At 66.9% G+C, this 12,852-nt stretch carries 10 protein-coding genes; 6 read left to right on the top strand and 4 right to left on the bottom strand.

Translation table 11 applies throughout. The annotated features are described in order from the left end of the window. The first annotated feature begins 138 nt into the window (after nucleotides 1-138). The 3 genes from IGS61_RS09450 (at nucleotide 139) to IGS61_RS09440 (ending at nucleotide 4,221) form a co-directional block, all read left to right on the top strand. Nucleotides 139-657, top strand: coding sequence for a sigma-70 family RNA polymerase sigma factor (locus tag IGS61_RS09450; RefSeq protein WP_230539353.1), 519 nt, complete (start codon nucleotides 139-141; stop codon nucleotides 655-657). Beyond that, a complete protein-coding gene (locus tag IGS61_RS09445) occupies nucleotides 657-1,625 on the top strand; it encodes a FecR domain-containing protein (RefSeq protein ID WP_230539352.1) in 969 nt (322 codons plus the stop codon). The genes IGS61_RS09450 and IGS61_RS09445 overlap by 1 nt, the downstream gene beginning before the upstream one ends. 115 nt (nucleotides 1,626-1,740) lie before the next feature. Next, the gene (locus IGS61_RS09440; protein ID WP_230539351.1) at nucleotides 1,741-4,221 is read left to right on the top strand and encodes a TonB-dependent siderophore receptor; all 2,481 of its coding nucleotides are present in this window, start codon (nucleotides 1,741-1,743) and stop codon (nucleotides 4,219-4,221) included. A 7-nt stretch (nucleotides 4,222-4,228) separates the two neighbouring features. Here IGS61_RS09440 and IGS61_RS09435 read toward each other — a convergent pair whose 3' ends face one another. The 4 genes from IGS61_RS09435 to IGS61_RS09420 form a co-directional block, all read right to left on the bottom strand. After that, nucleotides 4,229-5,116 carry a pirin family protein gene (locus IGS61_RS09435; protein WP_230539350.1) on the bottom strand — a complete coding sequence of 296 codons (888 nt, stop codon included), beginning with the start codon at nucleotides 5,114-5,116 and terminating at the stop codon, nucleotides 4,229-4,231. Beyond that, nucleotides 5,113-5,511 (bottom strand): OsmC family protein, encoded by a 399-nt coding sequence (locus IGS61_RS09430; protein ID WP_230539349.1) that lies wholly within the window; start codon nucleotides 5,509-5,511, stop codon nucleotides 5,113-5,115. The genes IGS61_RS09435 and IGS61_RS09430 overlap by 4 nt, the downstream gene beginning before the upstream one ends. Nucleotides 5,512-5,589: 78 nt before the next feature. After that, nucleotides 5,590-7,896 (bottom strand): SUMF1/EgtB/PvdO family nonheme iron enzyme, encoded by a 2,307-nt coding sequence (locus IGS61_RS09425; RefSeq protein ID WP_230539348.1) that lies wholly within the window; start codon nucleotides 7,894-7,896, stop codon nucleotides 5,590-5,592. A gap of 19 nt (nucleotides 7,897-7,915) precedes the next feature. Next, nucleotides 7,916-10,237, bottom strand: coding sequence for a hypothetical protein (locus tag IGS61_RS09420; protein WP_230539347.1), 2,322 nt, complete (start codon nucleotides 10,235-10,237; stop codon nucleotides 7,916-7,918). Between the two features lie 310 nt (nucleotides 10,238-10,547). On the opposite strand from IGS61_RS09420, the gene IGS61_RS09415 reads away from it, so the two are divergent. From IGS61_RS09415 to IGS61_RS09405, 3 genes are all read left to right on the top strand, one after another. Next, nucleotides 10,548-10,796 carry a hypothetical protein gene (locus tag IGS61_RS09415; RefSeq protein ID WP_230539346.1) on the top strand — a complete coding sequence of 83 codons (249 nt, stop codon included), beginning with the start codon at nucleotides 10,548-10,550 and terminating at the stop codon, nucleotides 10,794-10,796. A gap of 189 nt (nucleotides 10,797-10,985) precedes the next feature. Then, a complete protein-coding gene (locus IGS61_RS27940; protein WP_329958048.1) occupies nucleotides 10,986-11,684 on the top strand; it encodes a YXWGXW repeat-containing protein in 699 nt (232 codons plus the stop codon). A 116-nt stretch (nucleotides 11,685-11,800) separates the two neighbouring features. Then, the gene (locus IGS61_RS09405; RefSeq protein ID WP_230539345.1) at nucleotides 11,801-12,829 is read left to right on the top strand and encodes a transporter; all 1,029 of its coding nucleotides are present in this window, start codon (nucleotides 11,801-11,803) and stop codon (nucleotides 12,827-12,829) included. Nucleotides 12,830-12,852 lie beyond the last annotated feature (23 nt).

Below are 12,852 nucleotides of genomic sequence, written 5' to 3'. Positions count from 1 at the left end.
AGCGCTGGCGCCTGGGCGGCGGACAGTAATTGACGCCGCCCGCATGGCAATGTGATAATGAGTATCATTCTCAAACAGCCCAGCCAGCCGGCACCCCGCGTTCCGTCAGCCCAGCTCTTCCTTTGCCTGGAGAACGCAGTGAGTACCGTCAGTCCCGTCCATGCCATCCACCTGAAGACCCTGTACAGCGAGCACCACGGCTGGCTGTATGGCTGGCTGCGCGGCAAGCTGGGCAACCGCGCCGAGGCGGCCGACCTGGCGCAGGACACGTTCCTGCGCCTGCTGGGCAAGCGCGAGGCGGCACCGCTGGCACCCCTGCGCGAGCCGCGCGGCTACCTGGCGACCATCGCGCGCGGCTTGCTGATCGACCGCTACCGGCGCCAGGCGCTGGAGCAGGCCTACCTGGAAGCGCTGGCGCAGCAGGCAGAACCAACATCGATGTGCGCCGAAACGCATGCCATCATCATCGAAACCCTGCTCGCCATCGACCGCCTGCTCGACCGCCTGGGCGCGCGCACGCGGACCATCTTCCTGCTGGCGCAAATCGAAGAACTGAGTTACGTGGACATCAGCCGGCGCCTCGGCGTCTCCCTGCCGACCGTGAAAAAGCACCTGGTGCGCGCCTACACGGAATGCCTGATGCTGGCGGCCGCCTGATGTTCGCCTCATCCGCCTCCGCTGCGTCAACCATCCCCCGCAAGGTGCTGGCCGCTGCCGCCCACTGGCATGTGGAGCGCCAGTGCGGCAGCGCCGACCCGGCCGCCCTGCAGGCATGGCGCGACGCCAGCGCCGAGCATGAACGGGCCTGGGAGCTGCTGCAGCACATGGACGGCCAGCTGGGCGCGATACCGGCAGCGCTGGCGATTCCGGCCCTGCAGGCGGCGCAGCAGCGCCGGCGCGCGGCCGCCAGGATACTCGCCGTGCTGGTCGCGGCCGGCGGCGGCATCGCGCTGGGCCAGGCGGGCTTGCAGTCCGCCCCCTGGCAGGCATTGACGGCGTCCTTGCGCACGGCGCCGGGCCAGCGCCGCCATGTGGCGCTGGCCGATGGCGGGCGCCTGGAAGTCAATACAGACAGCGCCCTGGATGTCGCTTACAGCGCCACGCAGCGCCGTATCCGCCTGCACCATGGCGAAATCATGATCACGACGGCGCCCGATGCGCGCCCCTTCCTCGTCGACACGCCGCACGGCGTGATCCGCGCGCTGGGCACGCGCTTCGGCGTGCGCTGCGATGCGGATGGCAGCGTCGTCAGTGTCTTCGAGCACGCCGTGGAAGTGCGCTGCGCGGCGCGCCCGGACGCCGTGCGGCGCCTGGAAGCAGGCCAGCAGCTGCGTTTCAGCGCCACTGGCGCGGATAGTGTGCAGGCCACGCAAGCGCACCAGGACAGCTGGCTGCGCGGCATGCTGGTGGCGGCCGACTGGCCCCTGCAACAGCTGGTGCAGGAACTGGCGCGCTACCGGCGCGGTCGTCTCGTCTGCGACGCCGGCGTGGCGCGGCGCCCCGTCACGGGCACTTACCGGCTCGACGATATCGACGCCGTGCTGGAAAGCCTGTGCGCCTCGCACGGGCTGCAAGTGACGTACTTCACGCGCTACTGGGCCACGGTGGCGGCCCGGTCAACGTAATTATTTTCAGTTTTTTTTTGCGCCAGGGGTTGGTGTTTTGCTGCGCTGCTTCGGCTTCATAGATAAGTAGCCGATTCATCCTCCATTGACCATACCCTGAACAGAAAGACCGAGCATGCAGCTGACCACCCCCGTCCTCCATCCCGCCGCGCGCGCCATCCGCCTGGCCGTCATCGCCATGGCTTGCGCCGCCCCCGCCGCCTTCACCGCCGCGCCCGCCCTGGCGCAAGGCCAGGCCGCTGCAAGCGCGGCGCCGCAAGCCTACGCCGTGCCGGCCGGCCCGCTGGCCACCGCCCTCAACGATTTTGCCGTCGCCGCCGGCGTCAGCCTGTCGACCGATCCCGCGCAGACGCGCGGCTTGCGCTCGTCCGGCGTGCGCGGCAGCTTCAACGTGGCCCAGGGCTTTGCCCAGGTGCTGGCCGGCAGCGGCCTGGAAGCGGTGCAATTGCCGAACGGTGCCTGGGTGCTGCGCCAGGCGGCCGCACCCTCCGCAACGGTGGCGGGCACGGAAAAAACCATGGCCCCCGTGGTCGTGAACGCCAGCATGGAACGCGACCCCGTCAGTGAACACAGCAACTCGTACGCGGCGCGCGCCGTCACCGTCGGCAAGGGCGTGCAGACCCTGCGCGAAATCCCGCAATCCGTCAGCGTCGTCACGCGCCAGAAGATGGATGACCAGAACCTCAACACCATCGACGCCGTGCTGGCCAATACCACCGGCATCACCATGTACGACAGCCCCATGGGCGGACGCTATGTGTATTCGCGCGGCTTCATGGTCGAAACGTACCAGTTCGACGGCGTCAACCGCGCCATGTTTTACCCGCAGGCGAACAGCTTTACCAGCAATACGGCCATGCTCGATCGCGTGGAAATCGTGCGCGGCGCCACGGGCCTGCTGCAAGGCACGGGCTCGCCGGGCGCGGCCATCAACATGGTGCGCAAGCGCCCGCTGGCGGAAAAGCAGGTGCAGCTGGCACTCAGCGCGGGCCGCTGGAACGACGTGCGCGGCGAAGTCGACGTCACCGGTCCCCTGAACGAGTCGGGCAGCATCCGCGGCCGCGCCGTGGCCGCGAGCGAGCAACGCGATTATTTCTATGACGTGGCCGACAGCCGCACGGACGTGCTGTATGGCGTACTGGAATTCGACCTGACGCCGGGCAGCAAGCTGACGACGGGCGCCAGCTACGAAAAACTGAAGTCGACGCCATTCTTCTCCGGCATGCCCCGCTACCTCGATGGCAGCGACCCGAAACTGCCCCGCTCGACCTACCTCGGCGCAGACTGGAACCGCTGGGACAGCCGCCAGACGGCCGCCTTTGCCGAATTCGAACACCGCTTCGATGCCGACTGGTCGCTCAAGGCCAGCGCCAACTACACGCGCGAACAGCATGACGTGAAATACATGTTCAGCCTGGGCGCGCTCAATCCCGCCACCCTGGCCGGCATGATGATGTACACCGGCGTGTTCGACTACGGCAGCACCAACAAGGGCATCGACCTGTCGCTCGATGGCAAATTCAACGCCTTCGGCCGCCGCCACGGCTTCAGCGCCGGCGTCAGCACGAACCGGCTGGAAAGCGACAGCGATTACAGCCTGGCCATGATGAAGCTGCCCAATGGCGCGCTGCAACCGAATCACGGCGTGGCAGAACCGAGCGATGCATGGATACGCAAGGAAAAGTATGGCGGCGCTCACAGCCTGACGACCATGACGCAGACGGGCGCGTATGGCGTGGCCCGTTTCAGCATCAGCGACCCGCTCACCGTGGTGGCGGGCGCGCGCGTGTCGAACTATAAATGGAGCAGCGTGTACCGCGACACGGGCGAGGTGTACATCGACCCGTACCGCGAAAACGGCGTCGTCACGCCGTATGGCGGCGTCATTTACGCATTCGACAAGCGCTGGTCCGGCTACGCCAGCGTCTCCGACATCTTCCAGCCGCAAAACCAGCGCACGGCCAAAGGCGCCCTGCTCGATCCGCTGAAAGGCCGCAACCTGGAAGTGGGCGTGAAAGGTGAACTGTTCGACGGCAAGGTCAATACCTCGCTGGCGCTGTTCCGCATCGAGCAGCGCAACCGCGCCGAGGCAGATCTGGTCAATATCTGCACCAGCGGCACCGAATGCTATTTCTCGACGGGCAAGGTGCGCAGCGAAGGCGTCGATGCGGAAATCAGCGGCGAAGTGGCGCCGGGCTGGCAGCTGTTCGCCGGCTACACCCTGAACAATTTTAAATATCTGGAGCAGACCTCGATTGTGGGCGTGATGTTCGCCAGCACTTACTCGCCGCGCCACATGCTGCGCGCGTGGAGCGACTACCGCCTGCCGGGCGCCTTGCAGAAGTGGAGCGTGGGCGGCGGCGTGAACTTCCAGACGGAGAGCTCGCGCACCACGCGCGACGTGACCGTGGCGCAGGGCGCGTATGCCTTGTGGAGCGCACGTGCCGCGTACCAGATCGACCGCAACTGGACGGCGTCGCTGTCCGTGACGAACTTGCTCGACAAGCGCTACTACCAGACGGTAAGCGCGCCCGCGTGGGGCAATTTCTATGGCGAACCGCGCAAGGCGCAACTGACCTTGCGCGCGCGGTTCTGAACGATGCCTAGCTTGCCGGGCGCAATGGCGCCTTCGGCAACGGGATGAATTCCGTCTCGCCCGGCACTTGTCCCATGCGCTGGGCGCTCCAGTCGTCAGCCGCCTGCGACAGGCGCTCCTTGCTCGACGAGACGAAGTTCCAGAACAGGAAGCGGTGGCCGTCCAGCGGCTCGCCGCCGATCACGACGAACTGCACCGGGCCGCCGCCTGCCGTCACGACAGGCACCTTACCCTCCTCCAGCAAGGCCATGGTGTGCGGCACCAGCGCCACGCCATCGACCAGCACCTCCCCGCTAACCGGGTAAATCGCCGCTTCCGCCGGCAAGCCTTCCAGCCGCAACGTGCGCCCCGCCTGCAGCGCCACGTCCAGGTACAAGGTCTGCATGTAGGTGCGCACGGGCGAGGTCTGGCCAAACGCCGTGCCGATCAACACTTTGACGACGGCGCCATCGAGCGCCACGACGGGAATGTCGGCCTGCGGCGTGTGCGTGAAACTCGGTTCATCCTCTTCGTGCGCCTTCGGCAGCGCGGCCCACAGCTGCAAGCCGTGCGTGCGGTGCGGCTGGCCGGCCAGGTCGTGCGGCGTGCGCTCCGAATGCACGATGCCGCGCCCGGCCGTCATCCAGTTGATGGCGCCCGGTTCGATGCGCTGGTACGAGCCGATGCTGTCGCGGTGGTCGATCGCGCCCTCGAACAGATAGGTGACGGTGGCCAGGCCGATATGCGGATGGGGGCGCACGTCGTGGTCGGCGTCGGGCGCCACGTCGATGGGGCCGAAATGGTCGAAGAAGATGAAGGGGCCGACGGCCTGTTTGACGGCGGAAGGCAGCAGGCGCCGCACGACGAAGCCGCCGCCCAGGTCCTTTTCGTGGCTTTTCAGGATGGCCGCGCTCATGCCAGCACCGTCGTGATTTCCGTGGTAACGGCCGTCATCAGCTTGTGGATCGGGCATTTGCCGGCCACGGCCAGCAATTCCTGGCGCTGCGCATCCGTCAGCTCGCCCGTCAGGTGCAGGGTAGCGGCCAGGCGGTACACGCCCTTGCGCTCTTCGCTGGCATCGCGCTCGGTCGACACTTCCACGTGTTCCAGCGGGATGCCCTTGTGTCTGGCGTACCAGACGACGGTGAGCGCCTTGCAGGCCGACAGGGCCGCGTCGTACAGGTCGTGCGGCGACGGGCCGGCATCGCCGCCGCCCTCCTCCACCGAGGCGTCGGCAGAAATGATGTGATCGCGCACGTGCACGATGTGGCGCATGGCTTGCGACTGGTCGCGGATGGCTTTGATGGTCATGGCGTTCCTTGGTGCGTTTGGAAAGCCACAATTTACACCGTTTGGCCGCTTGGCGCAGCCCGCTCCCTGCCAACTTGCCTAATCGAGCGTGCGCGCCACCCTGAAGCCGACGATATCGTTCGACAGCACGGTGGAAAAACCGTTGCGCAGGGCCGAGCGCAGGTAGCGCGGGTGGTACAGCCAGGAGCCGCCGCGCAGGATGCGCCGGCTGCTGTCGCTGCCCTCTTCCCATGCGCTGCCGTCGACGGGCGCGCCTGCGTAATTGTCGTGCACCACGTCCTGCACCCATTCCCACACATTGCCATGCATGTCGAACAGGCCCCAGGAGTTCGGCGCGAAGCTGCCCAGCGGCGTGGTGCCGCCCCGGTACACGCCGCGCGGGCCGCCGTTGTACACATACAGGCCATCATAGTTGGCTTGCTCGGTGCTGATGGTGTCGCCCACGTTGAAGGCCGTGCGCGTACCGGCGCGGCAGGCGTACTCCCATTCCGCTTCGCTGGGCAGGCGGTACTGCCGCCCGGTGCGCTCGCTCATCCACGCCAGGTACAGCTGCGCGTCATTCCAGCTCACGCCCACCACCGGATGCTGGTCGTTCTGCACGAAGCCGGGATTGTCCCAGTCCGTCTCGGAACCGCCCGCCCAGCCGGTCGCCTTGACGAAGGCGCGCCATTCGCCCACGCTGACGGGATGCCGGGCCAGCGCGAACGGGCGTTCGATGCCGACCCAGTGCTGCGGCATTTCGCGCTCCAGCCAGGCCTGCTGCGAGCCGGCCTGGATGGCGGCCTTGTGTTCCGTCTCGTGCGCGCCCATCTGGAAACGGCCGCTGGGAATGAGCACCAGTTCCGGCCCCTGTCCCGAACCATCGAGGAAATCGTCGCGCAGGATGCCTTCCGCATTGGCCACCGGTTCCGCGTGCTCCTGCTCTGGCACTGGCGCCGATGCCGGCGCGGGGACAGCGGCGGCGCGGCTGGCCTCCTCGCGGCGCGCCCGTTCCTGCTCCGCGCGGTAGGCAGCTTCCGCCTTGGCGACGATGGCCTTGCGCTGCAATTCCTGGTGCTCCTGCAGCGCCATCGCCGCATCGGCTTCGCGGCGCGCGCGCAGCTGGCCGCGCAGTGCCTCCTTGCGCAGCTTGCGCGCCTCTTCCGCCTCGAAATGGCGCTGCGCCTCCTGCTCGCGGCGCAGTTTATCCTGCCGCTGCTTTTCCAGGGCAGCCGCCTGGATTTCCGCCTTGCGGCGCTGGTCCAGCTCTTCCTGGCGTATCCGGGCCCGCTTGATCTCTTCCTCGCGGGCCTGTTCGGCGGCCAGCGCCGCCTCCTTTTGCTGCTGCGCCGCGCGCGCCTGCTGCTGGCGCGCCTGCTCCGCCAGTTCTTCGGGCGACGGCCCGGCCGCCCGTTCCAGATTTTCCAGCAAGGCTTGCACCGATTGCGGGCGCAATTCCGGCGTCAGCGAAAAACCGTTCTGCAGCACTTGCCACTGTTGCGCGTTCAGCGCTTGCGGTGCCGACGGCAGATGGCTGGCGCTGCGCGCATCGTCGAACGGCATGCGCCCTTCCAGCATCTGGTAAATCATCACGGCCACCGCATACACGTCCAGGCGCGGGCTGGGCTGGCGCTGGTTGGCGCCGGCCTCGGGCGCCCGGTAGCCGTGCGTGCCCGCATTTGGCATCTCCAGCGCCAGGCTGCTGTCCGCATTGCGCACGCGCGATGCGATGCCATAGTCGAGCAATTTGACGTCGCCCTTCGCCGTCAGGAAGACATTGCCCGGCTTGATATCGCGGTGTACCAGCTTGTGCTTTTCCCACGCATACGACAGCGCGTCCGCCACCGGCTGCAGCAATTGCTGCACGGTGGACAGGGGCAGCGCGCCCTGGCGCCCCAGGTAATGCTCAAGGTCTTCGCCATCAAGGCATTCCATGATGATGAAATAGCTGGCCGTGGCCGGGTCCTGCGCCCACTCGTAGACGCGCACGATGTTTTCATGCGCGAGCTTGCGCGCCTGCGTCGCTTCCTCGATCAGCAGCTTGGCATGCGTGGCGCTCTGCGTCAGCTGCGGCGGCAGGATCTTCAGCGCCACCATTTCGCTGCTGCCCAGCTCCGCGTGCGTGGCCAGGTCGGTCGCTTGCCACACCTGCCCCATGCCGCCCGTGCCGATCAGCCGTTCGAGCCGGTAGCGGCGGTTTTGCGGGCCGATTTCCTGGCCCGTCATGAAACCCAGCTCCGTGCCCTGGCGTACGGGCAACGGCGCGGCCGCGGGAGCCGCGCCGGGCGGCGCGTACTCGGCGTCGAGAATGGCGTTCTTGCGGCGTTCAAATTCCTGCTCGCTGAGCAGCCCGTCGTCGTGGAGGGCGCGCAGTTCCCGCAGTTTGTCTCGTGCTTTTTGCATCATCTGGGGTGAAACGCTTCCATCAAGGCTGCAGGGCGACACCGCAGGCGGCGCAGAATTTATCTTCCGGGTGGCCCGCGCGCTGCGCATGGCCATTCTTGCAGCGCGCCGGCGCGGCAGCGGCGGAGGCCGCGCCAGGCTGCAGCGCCTGCGCCACGGCCACGCCCAGCTGCGCCTGCGCCGACAGGCCGTGCGCGTGCGCCGCGTTCTGCAGGTTGATCAGGTCGAGCTGCTGGCGCCGTTCGCGCTCCGCCTGGCCTTCCAGGTAGCTGCGCTCCTGCGCCACGCTGTCCTGCGCCATGCGCATGGCGTCCAGCGGCGCGACGCTGTTCTCGGCCGCCGCCAGCGCCGCCAGCGCGTGGATCTGCTCGGCGCTCATGCCCGCCTGCAGCTGCACTTTCAGCACTTGCGCCAGCGCGGCCGCATTCTGCCCGGCGGCCATGGCCACCTTGCCCGTGTCGCTCAGCGAGCCGATTTTCTCGATGCAGTCGATGTCGATGCGCGCCAGTTCGGCCGCATGCGCCTGCTGCGCCAGCAAGGCTTCATATTCTCCCTTCCAGCGCGCGTAATCGCTTTCGCGCTGCTGCGCCATGGCCAGCAAGTCGCGCTGCCATTGCGCTTCCTGTTCCAGCTGGCGCAGCTGCTGGCGCTGCTCCTCGATGGCCAGCGCGTCGAGCTGCGCCAGCTGCGTTTGCTGCTGCATCTGGCGCGCGTGCACGCCGTCCGCCTCGATGGTGCGCAGCAGTTTTTCCTGCTGCGCGATGGCCTCTTCGCGCGCGCCGCCGCGCCGCAGCGCCGCGACCTTTTCCGCGATTTCCACCGCCTGCACCTGCGCCGCCTCGTCCTTGTGCGCCTCGGCGCGAAGCAATTCGCGCTGGCGCGCCAGCTGCATCTGGTCTTCCCATTCCTGCACCCGCTCCGCCTCGCGCTTGCGCGCCGCATTCGCCAGCATCAGGCCCTGCCAGGCCGCCTGGTGCTGCTCCGCCTCCAGCTGCGCCTCGCGCTGGGCAGCATCCGCCTCCGCCTGGCGCAGGCGCGCCAGCTGGGTGCGGCGTCCCGTCTCATCATCGATCAGCAGCGCGCTTTCCACCTGCTGCGCGATCGACTGCAAGTGCACCTGATGCGTAAAACGCTGCTGCGCCAGCTGGATCTGTTCGCGCCCATGCAGCTGCGACAATTCCAGCTCGCTGCGCATCTTGATGGCGGCCAGCGCCCGCACGTGCTCCCAGTTGGCCGCTTCATCGGCGCGCTGCGCGCCCTTCTGCGCCAGCTCCTGTTCCAGCTCGCCCAGCGCCAGCGCGGCGCCGTGGTCGAGCGCCTGGCGCCGCGATTTCGCTTCCAGGATGCGGCCATACAGGTCGATCTGGCGTCCGCGCAGTGCTTGCAGGCGCTCCGCTTCCTGGTGGCCCAGCTCGGCCTTTTCCAGCGTCGCATCCTGCCGCAGTTCGGCGCGGCGGTGCGCATGGCGCGCCGCCAGTTCTTCGCGGCGGATGCGCTGCCATTCTTCCTCGTCATACAGCTGGTCGAGCTGCTTCATGCGCTCCAGGCTGTGCTGTTCCAGCTCCTGCGCCGGCAAGCCGCCCAGCCACAAGGTGCCGATAGCGGCATCGCCGTTGCCGTCGCGTTTGTCGTGTCGCAAACTCAGCGTTTCCACGCGCGCCACGGCCAGGCCGGAAGGCGCCAGGCGCTGCGTCAGGGCCGATTGCAGGCGTTCGTTCAATTCGGGCCGCAAGTCCGCATTCGCATCCATCTCGGCCAGCGCGCGGCTGCCGATGAATTCCAGCGCAATCTGGCGCACGGACGGCAGCAACAAGGCGTGCAGGTGGGCGCGCGTGACGGCGCCCGGCGCGCGCATGAACTGGCGCGCGAACGCATCGGGCTGGCCCAGCGCGATATCGATACGCAAGGACGCGGCGACGTTGAGCAGTTCCGTGCTGGCCAGCCCGGGCAGATCGAATTCCAGGCTGACGGCACCGGCGCGGGCGATCAGCACTTCGGCCGGGCGCGCCGGCAGCAGCGCGGGCAGGCGGGCGAAGAAGGCGGCGCTGTCGTAGTCGCCGGCCGGTATCAAGGTGAAAGCGTCCGATTGCACGATCCAGGCGCGCGACTCGGCGGGCACCTGCAGGCGGCGCGCGGCGCTGCCGAACAGCGAGGACAGCTCGCGCACGCCGAAGAACAGAGCCAGTTGCCCATCAGCAAGATGCCATTGATTGGCATGCAGCACCGCGTCGCTGTCGGGGGCGCCCAGCGACAAGCCGCATTGCGCGCAATAGCCGGCGGCAGCGCCGTTCTTGTGCTCGCAGCGCGGGCAGCGGGCGCCGCCAAAACCAAACAATTGGAACATATGTGACTCCTGATGAGAATGATTGCGCGCGCTGGCTACCGTAGCGATTCTAGCAGGAGCGCCGGCGGCGCACGCCACATCGCGCAGTGTCAAATAATGCCATGTGGCAATTGCATTCATATGCCCGGATACAGGGCTATTTAGCCCTCAATTCCAGCCGTCGGATCACGGGCCGCCCCCGCCGGCATTTCAGCGCCGTTTTTTTGCAGGCCATCCCGCCAAAACCACGGCTGGTCGCATGCGCATGGCGGGCAGGCGCGCCCTTGGCTACAGTGCATGCATACCCACCCGCCCCCCGAAAGGAACCATCATGAACACGCAAAAAAACGCCCTGAAAAACATGGAAGCCATCTTCACCGTCGCCGTCGCCATCGCCTGCGGCGCCAGCTACGTCAGCTTCATGCAGCCATCGGTTGCCAAAACGGCCGATGTAGCACAGGCGAGCGCCATCCCCGTCGTGGTGGTCAGCGCCAAGCGCCTGACGGAACAGGAAAAGAAAATCTCGCTGATCGAAGAACGGCAAGCCTTGCTGGGCAACGCCACCGCCAGCACCCTGTGAGCCACGCATGACGCCCCCCACGCCGCCTGGCGCCAGTTTGAAGACCGCCGCGCCAGGCCGCCATTTGTATCCGCCACGGATACACGGACACACAGCATTGTGTCAATTGTAATAAGTTGAATCAAAGGCGAAAATCCGCCAGCAAGCGCCTATAGTCCATTTCACGCAATCACCGAAATGGAGCACATCATGAAACCCATCGCACTCTACGCAGCAGCCATGCTTGCCATCAGCACCGCGGCCCTCCTGCCCGCGCAGGCCATGGCACAGAATCAGCTCGGCGTCAGCATTGTCGTCGGCAACGCCCCGCCTCCGCCACGGTTTGAAAGCGTGCCCGCGCCGCGCGCCGGCTATGTCTGGGCGCCCGGCTACTGGAACTGGGATGGCCAGCGCCATGTCTGGAACAATGGCGAATGGCTGCGCGAACGGGGCGGCAACCAGTACCGCCGCGCCGCCTGGATACAAGAGAACAACCGCTGGCGCCTGGACCGTGGCGGCTGGGTCGCCGCACAGGTGCAGCCCGTGCGCTATGACGAGATCCGCATCGCCCCGCCGCCGCCACGCCGCGAAGCCATCCCGCGCGCCCGCCACGGCTACATCTGGGCGCCCGGCCACTGGGAATGGCGCAGCCAGCGCTACGCCTGGACGCCAGGCGTGTGGATCGCCGAACGCCCCGGCTACGTGTATGCGCCGCCCGCCTGGAACCAGCGCGACGGCCGCTGGCAGATGGAGCAAGGCCGCTGGTCGCCACGCGGCCCGAACGGCGACCGCGACCGCGACGGCATTCCCAACCGCTATGACCGCGACAATGGCAACCGCCACGACCGTGACGGCGACGGCATACCGAACCGCGACGACCGCCGGCCCGATAATCCCCATCGCAATTAATACTCGACTGTAGTCCCCGCCAAGGCCACCCATCGCGGTGGCCTTGTCATTCTCCCGACATATCCGTCCATTAAAATCGCGCGACGAACAATCACACTGCGCGAGAAAGATTCACGATGGCGATGGAAACTGCCGGTTTTACCTACGGCTCGGACACCTCGGGCCTGGTCTGGGGCTTCCTGTTTGGCCGCGAAGCGCAGCCGCTGGCGCTCGACTCGACGGCCGCACTGGCCTGGCTGGCCGACGGCGCGGCGCGGCCGGCGCAGGAATTCGTCTGGCTGCACTTTAATCTATCGCATGCGGCCAGCGAAAAATGGCTGATGGCGCATACGCAACTGGCCGGTGAATTCTATGAAACCCTGCACCAGGGCTCGCGCTCGACGCGCATCGAACAGGCGGAAAACACCCTGATCGCCGTGGTCAACGATGTGGTGCACAATTTCTCGTTCGAGGCGTCCGACATTTCCACCATGTGGGCCAGCGTGGCGCAAAACCTCGTCATCACGGCGCGCCGCGCCCCGCTGCAGTCGATCGAGCGCCTGCGCCAGGCCGTCATCAAGAACCACGAGCCGATCCGCTCGTCGGTGGAACTGCTGATCCACCTGCTGCGCGACCAGGCCGACGTGCTGGTCAACATCGTGCGCGATGCCGTGGCGCGGGTCGACGATATCGAGGACCACTTGCTGGCCGGACGCCTGGTGCCGAAACGCGCAGACCTGGGCGGCATGCGGCGCGTGCTGGTGCGATTGCAGCGCCTGCTGGCGCCGGAACCGGCAGCCCTGTTCCGCCTGCTGCAGCGCCCGCCCGCATGGGTGTCGGAGCTGGACAGCCTGGAATTGCGCCAGTCGACGGAGGAATTTTCCGTGGTGCTCAGCGATATGTCCTCGCTGCAGGAACGCATCAAGCTGCTGCAGGAAGAGATCGCCGCCAGCGTCAACGAGGAAAACAGCCGCAGCCTGTTCGTGCTGACCATCGTCACCGTGCTGGCCTTGCCGATCAACATCATCGCGGGCATGCTGGGCATGAATGTGGGGGGAATTCCGCTGGCCCAGCACCCGCAGGGCTTCTGGATCATCGTCGCCATCATCGTCACATTTACCGTCGTGGCGGGATGGCTGGTGGTGCGCGTGCAACGCAATAGTTGACTATTGGAAACACGGCCTGGCAG

The organism is Janthinobacterium sp. FW305-129 (assembly GCF_020858115.1).
Lineage (GTDB): Bacteria > Pseudomonadota > Gammaproteobacteria > Burkholderiales > Burkholderiaceae_D > Janthinobacterium.
The sequence above is the reverse complement of the archived record's forward strand: the minus strand, read 5'-3'. Positions and strand labels throughout refer to the sequence as shown.

Excerpts from the sequence above, each read along its gene's own strand:
- IGS61_RS09445 (WP_230539352.1), top strand. The coding sequence starts at position 657 with ATGTTCGCCTCATCCGCCTCCGCTGCGTCAACCATCCCCCGCAAGGTG.
- IGS61_RS09440 (WP_230539351.1), top strand. The coding sequence starts at position 1,741 with ATGCAGCTGACCACCCCCGTCCTCCATCCCGCCGCGCGCGCCATCCGC.
- IGS61_RS09435 (WP_230539350.1), bottom strand. The coding sequence starts at position 5,116 with ATGAGCGCGGCCATCCTGAAAAGCCACGAAAAGGACCTGGGCGGCGGC.
- IGS61_RS09430 (WP_230539349.1), bottom strand. The coding sequence starts at position 5,511 with ATGACCATCAAAGCCATCCGCGACCAGTCGCAAGCCATGCGCCACATC.
- IGS61_RS09425 (WP_230539348.1), bottom strand. The coding sequence starts at position 7,896 with ATGATGCAAAAAGCACGAGACAAACTGCGGGAACTGCGCGCCCTCCAC.
- IGS61_RS09420 (WP_230539347.1), bottom strand. The coding sequence starts at position 10,237 with ATGTTCCAATTGTTTGGTTTTGGCGGCGCCCGCTGCCCGCGCTGCGAG.
- IGS61_RS09415 (WP_230539346.1), top strand. The coding sequence starts at position 10,548 with ATGAACACGCAAAAAAACGCCCTGAAAAACATGGAAGCCATCTTCACC.
- IGS61_RS27940 (WP_329958048.1), top strand. The coding sequence starts at position 10,986 with ATGAAACCCATCGCACTCTACGCAGCAGCCATGCTTGCCATCAGCACC.
- IGS61_RS09405 (WP_230539345.1), top strand. The coding sequence starts at position 11,801 with ATGGCGATGGAAACTGCCGGTTTTACCTACGGCTCGGACACCTCGGGC.